The organism is Microvirga sp. BSC39 (assembly GCF_000739015.1).
GTDB lineage: Bacteria > Pseudomonadota > Alphaproteobacteria > Rhizobiales > Beijerinckiaceae > Microvirga.
In genome coordinates this window covers 25410-42375 of record NZ_JPUG01000065.1, presented here as the reverse complement: position 1 = coordinate 42375, position 16966 = coordinate 25410, and the positions used below count along the sequence as shown (strand labels likewise).

12 protein-coding genes and 1 pseudogene are annotated in these 16966 nt (G+C 64.0%); 9 read left to right on the top strand and 4 right to left on the bottom strand.

The features are described 5' to 3' along the window. Positions 1–10: 10 nt before the first annotated feature. The gene (locus tag MA07_RS14895; RefSeq protein ID WP_200879377.1) at positions 11–1828 is read right to left on the bottom strand and encodes a cellulose synthase catalytic subunit; all 1818 of its coding nucleotides are present in this window, start codon (positions 1826–1828) and stop codon (positions 11–13) included. A gap of 213 nt (positions 1829–2041) precedes the next feature. Here MA07_RS14895 and MA07_RS14890 point away from each other — a divergent pair, with 213 nt between their 5' ends. After that, complete coding sequence (locus MA07_RS14890) at positions 2042–5215, top strand: tetratricopeptide repeat protein (RefSeq protein ID WP_081928981.1); 3174 nt, start codon at positions 2042–2044, stop codon at positions 5213–5215. Between the two features lie 124 nt (positions 5216–5339). Then, complete coding sequence (locus tag MA07_RS14885) at positions 5340–6074, top strand: ATP12 family protein (RefSeq protein WP_200879376.1); 735 nt, start codon at positions 5340–5342, stop codon at positions 6072–6074. Between the two features lie 47 nt (positions 6075–6121). Here MA07_RS14885 and MA07_RS14880 read toward each other — a convergent pair whose 3' ends face one another. Continuing rightward, on the bottom strand, positions 6122–6496 hold the full coding sequence (locus MA07_RS14880) for a hypothetical protein (RefSeq protein ID WP_036352322.1): 375 nt from the start codon (positions 6494–6496) through the stop codon (positions 6122–6124). A gap of 153 nt (positions 6497–6649) precedes the next feature. Here MA07_RS14880 and MA07_RS14875 point away from each other — a divergent pair, with 153 nt between their 5' ends. The 4 genes from MA07_RS14875 to MA07_RS14860 all read left to right on the top strand — a co-directional run bounded on the left by MA07_RS14875 (position 6650) and on the right by MA07_RS14860 (position 11878). Further along, positions 6650–8182, top strand: a complete 1533-nt coding sequence (locus MA07_RS14875) for an acyl-CoA carboxylase subunit beta (RefSeq protein WP_036352319.1) — start codon at positions 6650–6652, stop codon at positions 8180–8182. Between the two features lie 571 nt (positions 8183–8753). After that, complete coding sequence (locus tag MA07_RS14870; protein ID WP_052003191.1) at positions 8754–9920, top strand: OpgC domain-containing protein; 1167 nt, start codon at positions 8754–8756, stop codon at positions 9918–9920. A 35-nt stretch (positions 9921–9955) separates the two neighbouring features. Next, on the top strand, positions 9956–10678 hold the full coding sequence (locus tag MA07_RS14865; RefSeq protein WP_052003190.1) for an SGNH/GDSL hydrolase family protein: 723 nt from the start codon (positions 9956–9958) through the stop codon (positions 10676–10678). Positions 10679–10792: 114 nt separating this feature from the next. Further along, entirely contained in the window at positions 10793–11878 is a 1086-nt protein-coding gene (locus MA07_RS14860) for a PLP-dependent cysteine synthase family protein (protein ID WP_036352317.1), read from the top strand. 202 nt (positions 11879–12080) lie between these two features. Here the strand turns inward: MA07_RS14860 and MA07_RS14855 are convergent, their stop codons facing one another. Beyond that, the gene (locus MA07_RS14855) at positions 12081–12689 is read right to left on the bottom strand and encodes an alpha/beta hydrolase (RefSeq protein ID WP_036352314.1); all 609 of its coding nucleotides are present in this window, start codon (positions 12687–12689) and stop codon (positions 12081–12083) included. A 45-nt stretch (positions 12690–12734) separates the two neighbouring features. Then, positions 12735–13664: a ring-cleaving dioxygenase gene (locus MA07_RS14850; RefSeq protein WP_036352312.1), complete on the bottom strand. Its 930-nt coding sequence runs from the start codon at positions 13662–13664 to the stop codon at positions 12735–12737. A gap of 318 nt (positions 13665–13982) precedes the next feature. Between MA07_RS14850 and MA07_RS14845 the strand changes: the two genes are divergently transcribed. From MA07_RS14845 to MA07_RS14835, 3 genes and pseudogenes are all read left to right on the top strand, one after another. Beyond that, complete coding sequence (locus MA07_RS14845; RefSeq protein ID WP_036352309.1) at positions 13983–14396, top strand: hypothetical protein; 414 nt, start codon at positions 13983–13985, stop codon at positions 14394–14396. Positions 14397–14500: 104 nt separating this feature from the next. Continuing rightward, complete coding sequence (locus MA07_RS14840) at positions 14501–16501, top strand: acetyl/propionyl/methylcrotonyl-CoA carboxylase subunit alpha (RefSeq protein ID WP_036352306.1); 2001 nt, start codon at positions 14501–14503, stop codon at positions 16499–16501. Between the two features lie 16 nt (positions 16502–16517). Continuing rightward, positions 16518–16919 (top strand): annotated as a pseudogene (locus tag MA07_RS14835) (gamma-glutamylcyclotransferase family protein); the annotation flags it as partial. Positions 16920–16966 lie beyond the last annotated feature (47 nt).

Sequence of the window (16966 nt, the reverse complement as noted above, 5' to 3'; positions counted from 1 at the left end):
ACTGAACGTCTTACTGCTGTGCGGCGAGCGGGCCTTCGACGATGGCCGCCTCATAAACGGGGTCTGGCTGCCAAAAGGCGGCCCGGATCATAGGTGCCATCGAAAGGGCATTGCTGGTCCCCCACAGGGTGTTGGCGATCATGGCTCCCAGCGTATAGCCCTCGCGTCCGAGAGTGAAGGACACCCAGCCCCAGATGAGACCTGAGAGCGTCAATACCACGAGGGTGATCTGCCATTTCACCAGACGGGGATAGGAGCCGATCTGGCGGTCCTTTGGGGTAACGGGAAATGAGATCTTGCGTCCACGGACGACGGCCCAGAGTGCCTGAAGGTTCAGCGGGAACATGGCGAGATACCAGGCACGTCCCTTCGAGTTGGAATTGCCCCACATGGCCACCAGTTGCGACAGCTCATTGAAGAGCAGGAACGGTGCGATGTGAACGAAGAAATCTAGCGAATAGCCCGCGACTGGTGCGACACCGGAAAACAGAAAGACGATGGGGGAGAAGAGAAAGACGATATTCCACAGGGGCGCCAGATAGGAATAAAACGTCGATCCATACATGAGCTTCTGCGGCAGCGTCAGCCCCCGCCGGAGGAGTGGATTGTCGTGTGCGAGGATATCCAGTGTGCCGCCCGCATACTTGAATCGTTGGATGGTCCAGCTCAGAAGGTCGTTCGGAGAAAGCATCTTGGCCTGGACGACGGGATGAAGCACGGACTTCCACCCTCGCTCTCTGTCGCTGTGCAGCACGATGGAGGTGTAGATGTCTTCCGAGACGTGGAACTTGTAGGGTTGGAATTCCTCCTCGAGCGCACTTTGCCAGCGCATGACGTCGCTGATCGAACCGGAGATTGCCTCCTCGCCGGTGATCTGGCGGGCAGCCCTTTCGTTGCGCCCGGCGGCAGCAGCGACCTGATCGGACCATTGCCGCAGCGCAGCCTCCATGACGGCCTCCCGTCGGTGGATCGACCCGGCCCCGCAGCAGAAGCTGGCATTGGCCCAGTTCCGCCGGCGCAGGATGACGTCGAAGAAGAGCTGCGGGTCGTTCGCAAAGGGGTCTTGCCCGATCTGAACGGGGCCGAAGACCCGCTCGAAGGCTCGTCCGAAGCCGCGCCCGACGCCTCCGAGCCATTTTCCGAGTGCCGCTGGCAGAGGTACGCCCGGCGGAACGTCATAGAACCATTGCGGGGTCTGGACCCAGGCCACTTTCGGGTCGCGGAAGTAGCCGAGGGTTTCCTCCAGAAAGGTCGGAAAGGGCCGCATGTCCGCATCACAGATGAGAATGAAGTCGCCTGATGTCGCGGCCATGGCGTTTCTCAGGTTACCGGCCTTGAACCCGACATTGTCCGAGCGGGTGATGTAGTTTGCCCCTTCCTCTCGTGCCACGGCCTCCATGGCCGGCCGCTTGCCGTCATCCAGCACGTGAACCTGCAGGTTGATCGGGTGAGGATAGGTGAGCTTCTTGGCGTCCTGCAGTCCAAGGCGCACGAGTTCGGGATCTTCGCTGTAGGTGGCAAAGAAGACGTCGATTGCGAGCGGGCGGTCGGGCGTGTCCGGATCGTCAATGCAATCACGGATACTCGCCGGAAGACGGCCGGGAACCGGCGATTTCGCCGACCAGAGGTTCACCGTGAAGAGAACGAGACCAATGAAGGAGCCCGTTTCCGCAATCAGCAGCGGAATTGCAAACCACAGGGCGTCATAGTTGATCGAGGCGACCCATCGCCAGCCGATGTACCAAGTTCCAAAGACAAGGCTGGCGACGCAGAGAAACTGCCATATTGTTTCATGCAGAGGCGAGTACGGCAGTGGAGTCCAAGGCACTTGCGTTTGGAAACGGGAGGAAGGGCGGGGCAAGCAGGACGTCTCCAAACAAAGTTTAAGGGCGGGGCCTCTGGTTCAGGGAAGAAAGTAGGTTATTTTCTGGGAAAGAAAGTTAGGCGAGGCGATGCTGTCGCCGAATTCGATCTTTACCCGTCATAAGCGCAAAATCCAGATACTGCCTCTCCCGAAGTTCTGATTCGAGATTCTCAGACGATGCATCAGCGTAGGCTTGCCCTTCGTATCCGGTTCGCAAGCCTCGCTTTCCTTTGTGGACTCGGGCTGAGCACGTTGCCTTCGCTGGCGCAATCCGCCCAGGAACTGCTGGAGCAGGCTCGCCAGGCCGCCTCCACTAACGACAACCGGGAGGCCGCTCGTCTTTTCGAGCAGGCCATCAATCTTGCACCGGAGCGCCGAAACGAGCTGCTGCTCGAATATGCGGATCAGGTCGCCTATTCGGGCCGCCCGGCCGATGCCGTGCCGCTCTATCGTGAGCGCCTGACCGATCCCACTCTCGATGCTGAAAACCGGGAACGGGCGGAGCGGGGGCTGGCCTTCGCTCTCCTGTGGAGCAGCCGATTCCAGGAGGCGATTCCGGCCTGGGAAGCTCGCCTGAGGGCTGATTCCGGCAGCGACGAAGCCGGGAAGGCTTTGTCCGATGCCCTGGTTGGAGCAGCCCGGCAGGCCGGCGAACGCTCTGACAATGCGAATGCCAGGACGCTTTTCGGCCGAGCCATCGAGACAGCCCCACAGCGCCGCCAGGAACTGCTGCCGGAACTCGCCGATCAGACCGCCTATGCCGGCCAGCCGGATCAGGCCGTGCCGCTTTACCGTGAAGCCATTCGGGACGGCAGTCGACCCGAGGACCAGCAGCGCCGCCTGAGGCGGGGCTTGGCTTTCGCGCTCCTGTGGAGCGGCCAGTTTCCGGCTGCCGTCGCAGCCCTTGAGGATGTGCTCCGGGGTTCTCCGGACGACGCTCAGGTTCGGCAGGGACTGGCAGAAGCCCGAGGCGGCGCCGAGAGGGGCCGTGCACAGGCGGGGCAGCCTCCCCAGCCAGTTCCATCAACAACGCCGTCTCAAGCGCCTGCCGCTGCTCCAGCTTCACCTGCCGACGCAGCCATCGCGTCGGCCCGAGAGGCGGCAGGACGGGGCGCAAACAAAGAAGCGGCTTCACTTTTCGAGAGAGCGATTGCGCTCGATCCGTCGAAGCGAGCACAGATCGGTCGCGAGTATGCCGACCAGCTCGCCTTCTCCGGAGAACCGGGCAGGGCCGTTCTCGTCTACCGCGAGGTTCTCGCCCGCCGGGACCTCCCGCCAGCGGAGCGTCAGCAGGCAACCCGCGCATTGGCGTTCGCCCTGCTGTGGAGCAGCCAGTTCCAACCCGCGATCGAGGCTTGGGGCGACATCCTGCAGGCTGACTGGAGCGATGCGGAGGCACGCAAGACGCTCTCCGACGCCTATGTGGGGGCAGCCCGTCAATCCGCCGAGCGCACCCGCAACGCCGATGCCGCTTCCTTCTTCCGGAGAGCCATCGAGACCGCTCCGCAGCGACGGCAAGAGCTGCTGCCCGAATACGCCGATCAGGTCGCCTATTCGGGCAATCCGGCAGGTGCGGTGCCTCTGTACCGGGAAGCCCTGCGGGATGGCCAGCGTCCCGAGGCGGAGCGCCGGCGCGTGCGGCGCGGCCTTGCCTTCGCACTCCTCTGGAGCAATCAGTTCCGCGAGGCCATCGCCGCCTGGCAGCCCCTGTTCCGGGAGAACCCGCGCGACGAGGAGACCCGCAAGGCGTTCTCGGATGCGCTCGTCGGTGCCGCGCGCCAGGCCGCTGGGCAGACCCGCAACGCGGAAGCGGTAAACCTCTTCGAGCGCGCTTTAGCCGTCATGCCGGGGCGCCGCCGGGAGCTGCTGCGGGAATATGCCGAGCAGGTGCTCTATGCAGGCCAGCCCTTGAGAGCCATCCCGCTCTTCCAAGAGGTGCTTCAGCGCGGTGACCTGAACACGCAGGAGAGGCGGGACGCCCAGCTCGGGCTTGCCCGCGCATTCGCCTGGAGCGGCCAGCAGAAGCTCGCGATTCCGGTTTTCAGCGAGATCCTCACGTCGAACGCCAGTGACATCGATGCTCTTATCGGGCGCGGCAACGCCCTCAACGACATCACGGAACACAGGGAGGCCCTGGTCGACTTCGAGGTGGTTCTCTCGTTACAGCCCAATAATGTGGAGGCAATCCGCGGCGCTGCGACGGCCGAGAGATCCATGGGGCTGCCTCGGGCAGCTCTTGCCCGGCTCGAGCCTCTTCTCGCCAGCGGCGACCGGAATCCCGCCACGCTCTTCATCGCCGCCCAGGCACGGCGGGAGATGGGGCGGCCGGATCTCTCCGAGGATTACGCTAAGGCTGTCCTGGCGCAGAAGCCCGGTGATGCCGGCGCCCTGGCGCTTCTCGATCAGCTCTATCAGGAACGCCGGCCTTTGAGCCGCATCGAAAGCTGGTATGCCCGCCGTTCGGACGATCTCGCGATCTGGTCGCTGCAGGCCTCGCACGAACTGACCTTCAACGGCGGCCTGACGAAGTTCGGGCCTCAGGCCCGTTTCATGCGCTATCGGGGTGATGATTTCCCGAGCGTCGACATGTCCAGCATCGGCATCGCGGGCCAGCACAGGTTTGGCGACCATGTGGAGCTCAAGTCATCGATCTTCCTGAATTTCGAGGACGAGTCGCGGCGCAATCGTCCCGACGGGGATGAAGATCAGGACGTCACGCTGACCCATGATACGACCTTGAGCCTGATCCCGTCCGATCTGCTCCGGTTCGACCTGAACTTGGTGCGGCGCTACGCGGACGAGAACACCCGCTCGATCGTGAACGATGTTCTGGCGAATGATGTCGGCCTCAAGGTTCTCGTAACCCCTGACAACGCGACCCGGTTCACCGCTCAGGCAATCTACAGCCACTATTCCGACGGCAATGAGCGCGCCTGGGGGCAGGTCGAGTTCGCCAAGCGGTTCACGGCCAATCCGTATTTCTGGCTGGGTGCGCGCTACACGGCCTTCGACTTCGCGGAGGTCGTCGACAACGGGTACTGGAATCCCGAGCGCTACCAGTCCCTGGAGGCAAGCGTCCATTTCTACGGCCCTTTGGCGGATAGATGGTGGTTCGATCTTCAGGGGGCTGCGGGATACGGCTGGAGCGAGCCCGGAGAAGGGGGCTTCGTGTCCTATGCCTCGGCGCGCCTGAACTACGACTTCACCTCGCAGGCGACCTTCGCCCTCTACGCAAGCCACCTTGTCTCCTATGCACGGTCGTCGGAGGACGACGGCAACTTCGATGCCGGACGGGACGACGAGCCGTTCAGCCGCTGGTCCGTGGGAGGGGAACTGAGGGTCCGGTGGTAGGCGGGTTACGCCTCAACCCTCAGGAATTTTCGCGGCATCCCTCGCACATGGCTGCGGGAGCGACTATTTTCGCCCCATGACAGACTCACGCGACTGGTTCCCCTCAGCCGAGGAACCCAACCCCATGCGGGCCGCCCAGGCCGGCATGAAGCCAACCCTGCCGAAGCGCTTCTACAAGGAGGCCGGGGTCGAGGAGCGGGATGGCCTGTTCCATCTCACGCTCGATGGCCGAACGGCGAAGACGCCGAGCAAGCAGGCCCTGGCCGTGCCCACCCGGGCGCTGGCGGAAGCCCTGGCGGAGGAATGGCAGGGGCAGGGGAGCGAGATCGACCCGTCCACCATGCCGGTCACCCGCATCGTCAACTCCGCCATCGACGGGGTTGCGCCTCGAAAGGCCGAGGTGATCGACGATCTCGTCCGCTATGCGGGGTCGGACCTCATCTATTACCGGGCCGGCGAGCCCGAGCGCCTCGCCAAGTCCCAGGATGCTGCTTGGAGCCCCGTCCTCGACTGGGCCAGGGATGCCCATGGCGCGCGCTTTACCTTGGGTGAAGGCGTGATGCATGTGACGCAGCCGGAAGAGGCGGTCGCGGCCATGCGCAGGGCCATCGAGCAGATCGGATCGCCGTTCGCGCTCGCCGCCCTGCATGTCATGACGACCCTGTCCGGCTCGGTGCTGATCGCGCTCGCCCATGCAGCCCGGCAGCTCGATGTGGACCAGGCCTGGGCCGCCGCCCATGTGGACGAGGCCTATCAGGAGAGCGTCTGGGGCGAGGATTACGAGGCCATGGAGCGCCGCCGTCGGCGCGAGGCCGATTTCAGGGCCGCGTCTCTGGTCTATCGCCTGACGCAGTCATAGAAAAAGCCGCCGGCGCGACAGGCACCGGCGGCTCATTTCGTTGGAAATCAGGCGCGCTGGAAGCTGATTCCGCACTTCTTCTGGATCGAAGCAGCCTCGATGGCCTGCATCTGCCCCTTCAGGTTGGCGAGTTCGGCCGTCTTGGCATTGTCGCCGCCCACGAGGAAGGCGGCTGGCCAGAAGATGACGACGGCGGCAGTGGTGGCGACCGCATCCTTGGTCCGCTGGGAGTCCTGGGCGCCTGCAGCGGCGGCAGCCGCGCTGCTGACCCGCTGAGCCTCAAGGCTCAATTCCTTGCAGTTGTAGCTCTGGTAGGTGACCGGCGACACATAAGCCGCTCCGACGTCCTCAGAGCGGCTGGCGCAGCCGGCCGCCAGGAGCGAGAGGGACACGGCGAGAGCCGCAAGCTTGGTCTTGTTCATGTTCAGCCCCGTTGTAACGTAACAGCATGCACCTCCTAGCCTGCTCCGATGGGTCTGTGAAGTGCTGTGGAGCACACATCCATAGTGGGATTTTGACACAGGCACGGCTGTGCTAAGCGGGGGATCATTTTTCCCGGGAGTCAGGGTCCAGCCATGAAAGACATGCTCGAACGGCTTGAGGAGCGGCGCGCGCAGGCCCGCCTCGGCGGCGGCGCAAAGCGCATCGAGGCGCAGCACGCCCGCGGCAAGCTCACCGCCCGCGAGCGCATTGAGCTCCTGCTCGACAAGGGCTCCTTCGAGGAGTTCGACATGTTCGTCGAGCACCGGTCCACCGATTTCGGTATGGACAAGGCCAAGATTCCGGGCGACGGCGTGGTGACCGGCTGGGGCACCGTCAATGGCCGCACGATCTTCGTCTTCGCCAAGGATTTCACCGTTTTCGGCGGCTCGCTCTCCGAGGCCCATGCCCAGAAGCTCACCAAGATCCAGGACATGGCGCTGAAGATGCGCGCTCCCATCGTCGGCCTGTTCGATGCCGGCGGCGCCCGCATCCAGGAGGGCGTGGCGGCGCTCGGCGGCTATGGCGAGGTGTTCAAGCGCAACGTGATCGCCTCAGGGGTGATCCCGCAGATCTCGGTCATCATGGGCCCGTGTGCGGGCGGCGACGTCTATTCGCCTGCCATGACCGACTTCATCTTCATGGTGCGCGACCGCTCCTACATGTTCGTCACCGGCCCCGACGTGGTGAAGACCGTCACCAACGAGACGGTGACCTCGGAGGAGCTCGGCGGCGCCAAGGTCCACACCACCAAGTCATCGGTGGCCGACGGTGCCTACGACAACGACGTGGAGGCGCTGCTGCAGGTGCGCCGCCTCATTGACTTCCTGCCCGCCAACAACATGGACGGCGTGCCGGAGATCCCGAGCTTCGACGATCCGGCCCGGGTGGACAACAGCCTCGACACCCTGATCCCGGACAACCCGAACAAGCCCTACGACATGAAGGAGCTGATCCTGAAGGTCGTCGACGAGGCCGATTTCTTCGAGATCCAGGGAGTCTACGCCAAGAACATCATCACGGGCTTTGGGCGCGTTGAGGGCCGCACGGTGGGGATTGTCGCCAACCAGCCGATGGTGCTGGCCGGCGTGCTCGATTCCGATGCCTCCCGAAAAGCAGCCCGTTTTGTGCGCTTCTGCGATGCCTTCAACATCCCCATCGTCACCTTCGAGGACGTTCCGGGCTTCCTGCCGGGCACGGCGCAGGAATATGGCGGCCTGATCAAGCACGGCGCCAAGCTGCTGTTTGCCTATTCCGAAGCTACCGTGCCGCTGGTCACTGTCATCACGCGCAAGGCCTTCGGCGGCGCCTACGACGTTATGGCCTCAAAGCACATCGGCGGCGACGTGAACTACGCCTGGCCCACCGCCCAGATCGCCGTGATGGGCGCCAAGGGCGCGGTGGAGATCATCTTCCGCCAAGACATCGGCGATGCGGAGAAGATCGCAGCTCGGACGAAAGAATACGAGGATCGCTTCATGTCACCCTTCGTGGCCGCCGAGCGCGGCTACATCGACGAGGTGATCATGCCGCATTCGACCCGGCGGCGGATTGCGCGGGCCCTGGCGATGCTGCGCCACAAGGAAACGGAGCGGCCCTGGAAGAAGCACGACAACATTCCCTTATGAGAGGAAAGATCTTCCAGTCACGACCGGGCAGCCCTGGAACACCGTTCCAGGGCTGCCTTGCTGTTTAGAGCGACGAACTGAATGTCCCTCCCGGGGTCTCCAGCTTTCTCAGCCAGCTTCTGTGCTGCGGCGTTGTTCCGCTCGGTGCTGTCGACATCGTCTCGGAATCCTCCGACTCGATCTCGAGAACATATGAAAAAGTACCGCCAGGTGTTTCCAGCTTACGGATCCATTCCTGATGCTGAGAGCGCGTTTCCTCAGCACGTGCTGCGCCAGGAGAGGATGCCGCAGCAGCCATGAACGTAACAGCAATAAGCGCGACGATGCAGCTTCGCACGAGTATTCCTTTTTGAAGTTGAAAGACGAAGGCAGGAGCAGAGTTGAAGGCTAGCGCGCGGGTCCTTGCTCGTCAAAACGATCATGCACGGTGCTCTGTCACGCTTGCCTCCGAGTCGCGGATTTGTGATACCCCCTGGCGGACCGAATCTGTCTCGAAGAGTTGATGACGATCTTCGGATCCCTTAGCCGTTTCCGGCGTTCTGCCGTCACCTAAAAATTCAGAGGATCGGGAATGCACGCCCAGAGCGGCCGCAACACGGTGATCGATTTCTGGCGCGGACTCGTCCTCGTCATCATCTTCGTGAACCATATTCCGGGGAACATCCTCGAGCACATGACGCCGCGCAATTACGGCTTCTCCGACGCGGCCGAGGCCTTCGTGTTCATCTCGGGCCTCTCCGTCGCGCTCGTCTACTATCCGCGGCTGCCCAAGGGCGATGTTCTCGGTGTCGTCAGGCGCTGCTTCCGACGCTCGTTCGAGCTCTACCGCATGCATCTCATCATGACCGGCGCGGCTGTGGCTTTGTTCTCCGTCGGCTATGTGGTCAGCAACGATATCGGGATGCTGGAGGCTCATGGCCGTGGCGCCGTGTTCGACGATACGGCGCGGGGCATCACGGGTATTCTCCTGCTGGGCCATCAACTGGGCTACTTCAACATCCTGCCCCTTTATATCGCCCTGATGCTGTGGGCGCCGGTGGCGATGATCCTCATGCGAGTCCATGTGGCTCTGGCCGCGGTGGTGTCGATCGGCATCTATGTGCTGGCGCGTGCCGACGTGCTGGCGATCCCGAGCTGGCCCGAGCCAGGGCGGTGGTTCTTCAACCCCTTCGCCTGGCAGCTCCTGTTCACGATCGGAATCTTCACGGGGGCTTTCCTGGTCCGCACGGGTGTGGCCTACCAGCGCTTCGCGTTCGCAGGAGCAGTAGGCTTCCTCGCCGTATCGACGGTCGCCATGACGGATGCGTTCGGACTCTACCCGAACCTGCTCTGGAGCACCTTCGTCAATTTCGATCTCGTTAAGAGCGATCTCGGGCTTGGCCGTATGCTTCACTTCCTGGCGCTTGCCTATGTGGTGACTCAGCTTCGAATGGGGCAGGTGCTGGAAAAGACGACCTTCGGGGCCGAGATGGCGCGCCTAGGGCGCAACGCCCTGCCGGTCTTCGCCGTTGGGTCCGTCCTGAGTGCTGCCGGGGAAGTCATGATGACGCTGGCAGCCGTCAAGTCCTCCGCTAGTCCGCATGTCGTGGGTATGGTATTCACCCTCTTCGGCATTCTCGCACTTCTCGGACTGGCACGATATCTCGAATGGAAAAAGAAAGGCTCGACCGCTCCCAAGCTGGAGCGCGCCGGACAATCCGGCCTTGTGTCGGTTTCACCTGGGCAACTTCCGCGTTAGCGTCCCTTCTGGTCATTGGCACGACCTATTCCGCCATGGCGGACGAGGCTGGCTGTCCGGGCGCCAAGCCGATCCTGTCCGTCCAGGCCAAGATGGAGCGATTGGCGTCGCGGCTGAAGAAGAGTGAGCCTGTTCGGATCCTGGCCATCGGATCCTCCTCCACCCAGGGCATCGGGGCATCCTCCCCGGCCTTTTCCTATCCGGTCCAGCTCCAGGCGGATCTCGCCCGGATCTGGAAGGGCACAGTGCTCATCGAGAATGCCGGAAAAGGCGGGGAGACGGTCCCCGAGACCGTCGGACGCCTCGAAGCTGCTCTCCTCAAAGCCGACAAGCCAGATCTCGTGATCTGGCAGGTCGGTACCAACGATGCGGTCAAGGGCGGCGACGAGGGGCAGTTCTCCGACCTTCTGCGGCAGGGAATCGATGCCGCGCAGGCCGCTGGCGTCGAGGTCCTTCTCGTCGACCAGCAGTATTTCCCGGCCATCAAGGATCTCGGTCGGTACGAGAGGTTCGTCCGCCTCGTCGGAACAGCGGGGGCCGCCGAACAGGTGCCGGTGTTCTCGCGCTACCGCCTGATGAAGGCCTGGGGCGAGAGGTCGCCGGATGTTCTGGGCTCCATGCTCTCGAGCGACGGCTTCCACATGGGCGATCGCGGCTATGACTGCATGGCGCAGCTCATCGCCGACAGCCTCCATTCCATGGTTGCGCCGACCGATGCCCCTCAGCAATCCGCCGTCACGGCAGCCGTGCGCCCCTAAGGCAGGGCCATGGAGCCATTGCGCTAGGCCTCCGACCTCGGATAAGGCGTCTCTGTGAACAGCCCCAACCTGGAATCGTCCGGTGCGGGCGCTGTCGGCGAGGCCCATCGACATATGCCCCTGAAGACTGCGTGCAACCGCGACTGGGTCTCCACCGCCATCCAAACCATCGAGGCGGATTTCAACCGCTCGTCGGATACGCATCTGCTGCGCGTACCGCTGCCGGCGGTGCCGGGCATTGAACTCTATCTCAAGGATGAGTCGACCCATCCCTCGGGCAGCCTGAAGCACCGGCTGGCGCGGTCGTTGTTTCTCTACGGGTTGTGCAACGGCTGGATCGGGCCGAGCACCCCGATCATCGAGGCCTCGAGCGGCTCGACCGCCGTGTCGGAGGCCTATTTCGCCCAGATGCTGGGCCTGCGCTTCATCGCCGTGATGCCGCGCTCCACATCCGCCGAGAAGATCGCCCAGATCGCCTTTTATGGCGGCGAGAGCCATTTTGTGGGCTCACCCGCCGAGATGTATGCGGAGAGCGCGCGGCTGGCCGAGGAACTGGGGGGCCATTACATGGACCAGTTCACCTATGCCGAGCGGGCGACGGACTGGCGCGGCAACAACAACATCGCCGAGTCGATCTTCAGCCAGATGGGCCACGAGGAGCATCCGATCCCGAGCTGGATCGTGGTGGGGGCGGGGACCGGCGGCACCTCGGCCACGCTCGGGCGCTACATCCGCTATCGCCGCCTGCCGACGCGGCTGTGCCTGGCCGACCCGGAAGCGTCCGTGTTCCATCGCCACCTAGCGGACCGGCAGGTCTGCACCGTGTCAGGGCCGCCCTCGGTGATCGAGGGCATCGGCCGTCCGCGCTGCGAGCCGTCCTTCGTGCCGGAGCTCATCGACCGCGTTTACGCGGTGCCGGATGCGGCGAGCATCGCGGCCGCGCGGGTGCTCTCACTCCGCATCGGCCGTTCCTGCGGCGGCTCCACGGGCACCAATCTCTGGGCCGCGGCGCAGGTCATCGAAGAGATGGTGCGGAACGGCGAAAAGGGTTCGGTCGTGACGCTCCTGTGCGATTCCGGCGAGCGCTACCGCAGCACGCATTTCAACGATGCCTGGCTCGAATGCCGCGGCATCTGCATCAAGGCCGCCGAGGAGGCGATGGAACGGTTCTTCGAGACCGGGGTCCTGGCTGCTTCCTAAGACGTGCATGGCCGGGACGAACCCGGCCATGGGGGTGTAATTGAAACCCTCTCTGTCATTCCGGGGCTGGGCAGCAGAGCCCGGAATCCATAAACACGACGGCCCTTGGATGGATGAAAAGGAAGCCGTTCAACCTCTTCTTGCACCGTCAGCGGTTATGGATCCCCGCCTTCGCGGGGATGACAGTGGAGGCTCTGAGGGACTACTGACCGAACCACCTCACCAGCAGCTGCAGATCCGTCTGCGACAGGTTGTGACCTGCCGGCAGGATCTCGTGCTGAACGGCGGCACCGGATGCGGACAGCGACGCGGCAAGGCTCTTCGAGTTTTCCGCCGGAATGATCGGGTCCATGGCGCCTGAGATCATCAGCACCCGCTTGCCAGCGAGGTCCACCGCTGGAGCCTGGGCGAGCGGCACCATGGCCCGCAGCAGCGCCGCGCCGGCCAGTGCGTCGGGGCGCAGCATCAGCATGGCGGCGGCGATATTGGCGCCGTTGGAGAAGCCGACCGCGATAGGCGCCTGAAGCCCGTATTCCTTGCGCGCTTCGGCGACGAATTCAGCAAGCTCGTTCGCGCGGAACCGCACGTCGTCCTCGTCGAACACCCCTTCGGCAAGGCGCCGGAAGAAGCGGGGCATGCCGTTCTCCAGGATCTTGCCGCGCGGGGAGAGCAGAGCGGAGCCGGGGGAGATCATGCGGCCGAGACCCAGAAGATCGTTCTCGTCGCCACCCGTGCCGTGGAGCAGCAGGAGAGGCGGCCGGGACGGGTCCGTGGCGGGCTCAAAGCGGTGGATGAAGGACAGTTCGGTCATCGGATGCTCCTGTCCCTCTCCCGCAAAGGGGAGAGGGCTTTTGGTTCAAGCCAGCTCAGGCAGACGGGCCTCGATGTCGCTCCGACGCGGCTCCAGAAACGCCGGAAGCTTCAACTCGTTGCCCAGCCGCTCCTGTGCCTCGTCGGCTGCAAAGCCTGGCTCGTCGGTGGCGATCTCGAACAGGATGCCGCCTGGCTCACGGAAGTAGACGGACCGGAAGTAGTTGCGGTCCTTCTGCTCCGTCGTCTGGAGGCCGTGGTTCTCGGCGAGCTTTTTCACCATCTCGGCCTGATCGGCATCGTCCTTGGCGCGGAAAGCCACGTGGTGCACGGAGCCGCCACCCATCCGGCCGGGCAGGAAGCCGCCGGCGCTGCGGATGTCGACCGTGCTGCCCATGAGTGCCTCCGTCTTGTAGCGCACGAGGGAGCCCTCGCGGGCTGCCTCGGTGAAGCCGAACACGTCCGTCAGGATCGCGCCCGTCCGCTCGCCGTTGTCGACCAGAAGGGTGACGCCCTCCAGGCCACGGATGGCGTGCTCTGCCGGGATGCCGTCCACATTCCAAGCCTCCTCGGTCTCGGCATTCGGAATGCCGACGAGCGACAGGCTCGTGCCGTGCGGGTCCTTGAAGGTCAGCACGCTTTGCCCGAGGCGCTTCTCCACCGTGCCGTGCTCAACGCCCTGCTCGATGAAGTGGTGCATCCAGAAGCCGAGGGAGCCCTCGGGCACGCGGAATGCGGTCTCCTGGGTTGTGCCGATGCCGTTCCGTCCGGGCGCCACGTGCTCCCAGGGGAAGAAGGTCAGGATCGAGCCGGGCTGGCCGAGGCTGTCGCCGAAATAGAAGTGGTACGTGCCTGGATCGTCGAAGTTGACGGTCTTCTTGACGAGGCGCAGGCCGAGCGCCCGGGTGTAGAAATCGAGGTTGCGACGGGCAGGGCCTGCAATGGCGGTGACGTGATGGATGCCGTGGTGCCGCATGGGTGCGTTCCTTAACGGGCAAGCGCGGGTTTGCGCTGCGTTGTCTGGGAAATAAGTACCACCAAGCTTCGTTGAAGTGCGGAAAGGGCGACCTTGCGGGATTGCAAAGCTCCAGCAGCGTCATCGGCAAATCCGCGCAAACGTTGAGGAATCCGGCACGTCAAGAATCCGGCAACCAAAGAGTCTCAACAAGGCTTAACCTCAACGGCGATTCAGCATGTCGTGTTAACGGTTTAGCCCTGCCGTCCGTGTGAATGTCACCTCGCACAAGCGATCAACCGGCGTTGGGACAAGAAGAGCCGGCGGGAGTCAAAACGGATGTTGAAGGATCAACTTCGCGATTTCATCGACAGAGCCACCGAGAGGGGGCATGTCTGCGATGATGACGTGGCGATGCTCCAAGACGAGATTCTCTTCGAAGGCATCACGAGCCGTATCGAGGTCGAGTCCCTGCTGGCCCTTGACCGTATCGTCACCGCCGTCGATGGTTGGGGAGCGGCGCTGACCAGGCTCGTGGCCGATTTCGTGGTCTGGAAGCGCGCGCCTCGGGGTGCGGTCAGCAACGACGACGCCCTCTGGCTCGCCACCCTCCTGGAGGTCAGCGGCCCGTCCCCGAGCGCCATGAGCATCGCCTATGCCATCCTGGACGAGGCCGGGCATGTGGACGTGGCGCTCCTCGACTTCATCATGCGCGGACGCCAGCAGGCGAGGCTGTCCCAGATGGCCGCCTGACATATCTTCTAAAGCTAAATGCTGACCCAGCCCCGCTTCCCCAAGGCACCGATGTGCAGTAACGGAGGTGGGGCTTAGTTATTGGCTGGAGCGTTCGAGGGTTCATGTTCGACAAGATCCTGATTGCCAACCGGGGTGAAATCGCGTGCCGGGTCATCAAGACCGCCCGGCGCATGGGCATCAAGACGGTTGCCGTCTATTCCGATGCCGACCGGGACGCGCTGCACGTGGAGATGGCCGACGAGGCCGTCCATATCGGCCCGGCCGCCGCCGCCCAGTCGTATCTGGTGATCGAGAAGATCATCGAAGCCTGTAAGGCAACGGGCGCCCAGGCGGTCCATCCGGGCTACGGCTTCCTGTCCGAGCGCGAGGCCTTCCCGAAGGCGCTGGCCGAGGCCGGTATCGTGTTCATCGGCCCTAATCCTGGCGCCATTGCCGCCATGGGCGACAAGATCGAGTCGAAGAAGGCGGCCGCCGCTGCCAAGGTTTCCACGGTGCCGGGATATCTCGGCGTCATCGAGGGTCCGGAGCAGGCGGTGACCATCGCCAACGAGATCGGCTATCCGGTCATGATCAAGGCCTCCGCCGGCGGCGGGGGCAAGGGCATGCGCATCGCCTACTCCGCCGACGAGGTGGCGGAGGGCTTCGCCCGCGCCACGTCCGAGGCTGCCAGCTCTTTCGGCGACAGCCGCGTCTTCGTCGAGAAGTTCATCACCGACCCGCGCCACATCGAGATCCAGGTGCTGGGCGACAAGCACGGGAACGTCATCTATCTCGGTGAGCGTGAGTGCTCGATCCAGCGCCGCAACCAGAAGGTCATTGAAGAGGCCCCGTCGCCGCTCCTCGACGAGGAGACCCGCCGCCTCATGGGCGAGCAGGCGGTCGCGCTCGCCAAGGCCGTAGGCTACGATTCCGCCGGAACGGTGGAGTTCGTGGCCGGCCAGGACAAGTCGTTCTACTTCCTCGAAATGAACACCCGCCTGCAGGTGGAGCATCCGGTCACCGAGATGATCACCGGCATCGACCTCGTGGAGGAGATGATCCGGGTCGCCGCTGGCGAGAGGCTGCGCCTCTCGCAGTCGGACGTGAAGCTCAATGGCTGGTCGGTGGAAAGCCGCATCTATGCGGAAGACCCGGTTCGCAACTTCCTGCCCTCCACGGGCCGCCTCGTCACTTACCGACCGCCGAACGAGGGCGAGCAGGATGGCGTCACGGTGCGCAACGACACCGGCGTCTATGAGGGCGGCGAAATTTCGATCTATTACGATCCGATGATCGCCAAGCTCGTGACCCATGCGCCGACACGCCTCCAGGCCATCGAGGCTCAGGCAACTGCACTCGACGCCTTTGCCATCGAGGGCATTCGCCACAACATCCCGTTCCTCACGGCCCTGATGCAGCATCCGCGCTGGCAATCGGGCAAGCTCTCCACAGGCTTCATTGCCGAGGAATTCCCGCAAGGCTTCAGGGCGCCGGCACCCGAAGGCGAGGTGGCCCTTCGCATTGCGGCTGTGGGCGCTGCCATCGATCACCTGCTCAACGAACGCAAGCGCCACATTTCGGGTCAGATGCGCTCTGCCGCCAGTCTGCGCTTCGAGCGCGAGCGCGTGGTGATGCTGGGCAAAGAGCGCCATGAGGTGACGGTCGAGGATATCGACGGCGGCTTCGCAGTGGTGATCAACGGTCAGGCTTTGCCGATCGTCTCGGATTGGGCGCCGGGCCAGCCGGTCTGGACCGGCACTTTGGGCGGCGAAGCCTTTGCCGTGCAGGTGCGGCCGATCCTCAACGGCGTTGCGCTGTCTCACGCCGGAGCTTCCGCTGAGGTCAAGGTCTACACCAAGCGCGAGGCGGAACTCGCCGCCCTGATGCCGGAGCGGCTGGAAGCCGATACGGGCAAGCAGCTGCTGTGCCCAATGCCAGGTCTCGTGAAGGCGATCAGCGTCGCCCAGGGCCAGGAGGTCAAGGCCGGCGAGCCGCTCTGCATCGTCGAGGCGATGAAGATGGAGAACGTGTTGCGCGCCGAGCGCGACGGCACCATCTCCAAGATCCATGCCAAGGAGGGCGACAGCCTCGCGGTCGATGCCGTGATCCTGGAGTTCGCATAGGGCCAGGGCGCACCGGATGCCGCTGTATTTCGCCTATGGGTCCAACATGGACCAAGCTGCCATGCTCGGGCGCTGCCCGGCTTCCAAGCCGGTCGGCATCGGGCGGCTCATGCGGCACCGCTTCATGATCTTCGACGAGGGCTACGCCACGGTCGTTCGCGATCCGCAGCGGGCGGTCTGGGGCATGGTGTGGGACCTGGCGCTTGCGGACGTGCCGGCCCTGGACCGTTACGAGAGCCTCTCGACGGGCCTCTACACCAAGGTCGTTCAGCCGGTCGTGACCGCCCAAGGGCCCCGCCGAGCAATTATATATGTAGGGCGTAGCGCGAAGCCCGGTACACCGCTGCCCGGCTACATGGAGGGTGTCGTCGAGGCCGCGCAGCATGCCGGCCTGCCGGAGGACTACGTCAGGAGCCTGGGCGTGTGGCTGCCGAAGTCTCAGGCCTCGGCTCCGGCGCCGCAACA

Excerpts from the sequence above, each read along its gene's own strand:
- MA07_RS14890 (WP_081928981.1), top strand. The coding sequence starts at position 2,042 with ATGCATCAGCGTAGGCTTGCCCTTCGTATCCGGTTCGCAAGCCTCGCT.
- MA07_RS14875 (WP_036352319.1), top strand. The coding sequence starts at position 6,650 with ATGAAAGACATGCTCGAACGGCTTGAGGAGCGGCGCGCGCAGGCCCGC.
- MA07_RS14855 (WP_036352314.1), bottom strand. The coding sequence starts at position 12,689 with ATGACCGAACTGTCCTTCATCCACCGCTTTGAGCCCGCCACGGACCCG.
- MA07_RS14865 (WP_052003190.1), top strand. The coding sequence starts at position 9,956 with ATGGCGGACGAGGCTGGCTGTCCGGGCGCCAAGCCGATCCTGTCCGTC.
- MA07_RS14870 (WP_052003191.1), top strand. The coding sequence starts at position 8,754 with ATGCACGCCCAGAGCGGCCGCAACACGGTGATCGATTTCTGGCGCGGA.
- MA07_RS14845 (WP_036352309.1), top strand. The coding sequence starts at position 13,983 with ATGTTGAAGGATCAACTTCGCGATTTCATCGACAGAGCCACCGAGAGG.
- MA07_RS14840 (WP_036352306.1), top strand. The coding sequence starts at position 14,501 with ATGTTCGACAAGATCCTGATTGCCAACCGGGGTGAAATCGCGTGCCGG.
- MA07_RS14860 (WP_036352317.1), top strand. The coding sequence starts at position 10,793 with ATGCCCCTGAAGACTGCGTGCAACCGCGACTGGGTCTCCACCGCCATC.
- MA07_RS14850 (WP_036352312.1), bottom strand. The coding sequence starts at position 13,664 with ATGCGGCACCACGGCATCCATCACGTCACCGCCATTGCAGGCCCTGCC.
- MA07_RS14880 (WP_036352322.1), bottom strand. The coding sequence starts at position 6,496 with ATGAACAAGACCAAGCTTGCGGCTCTCGCCGTGTCCCTCTCGCTCCTG.
- MA07_RS14885 (WP_200879376.1), top strand. The coding sequence starts at position 5,340 with ATGCGGGCCGCCCAGGCCGGCATGAAGCCAACCCTGCCGAAGCGCTTC.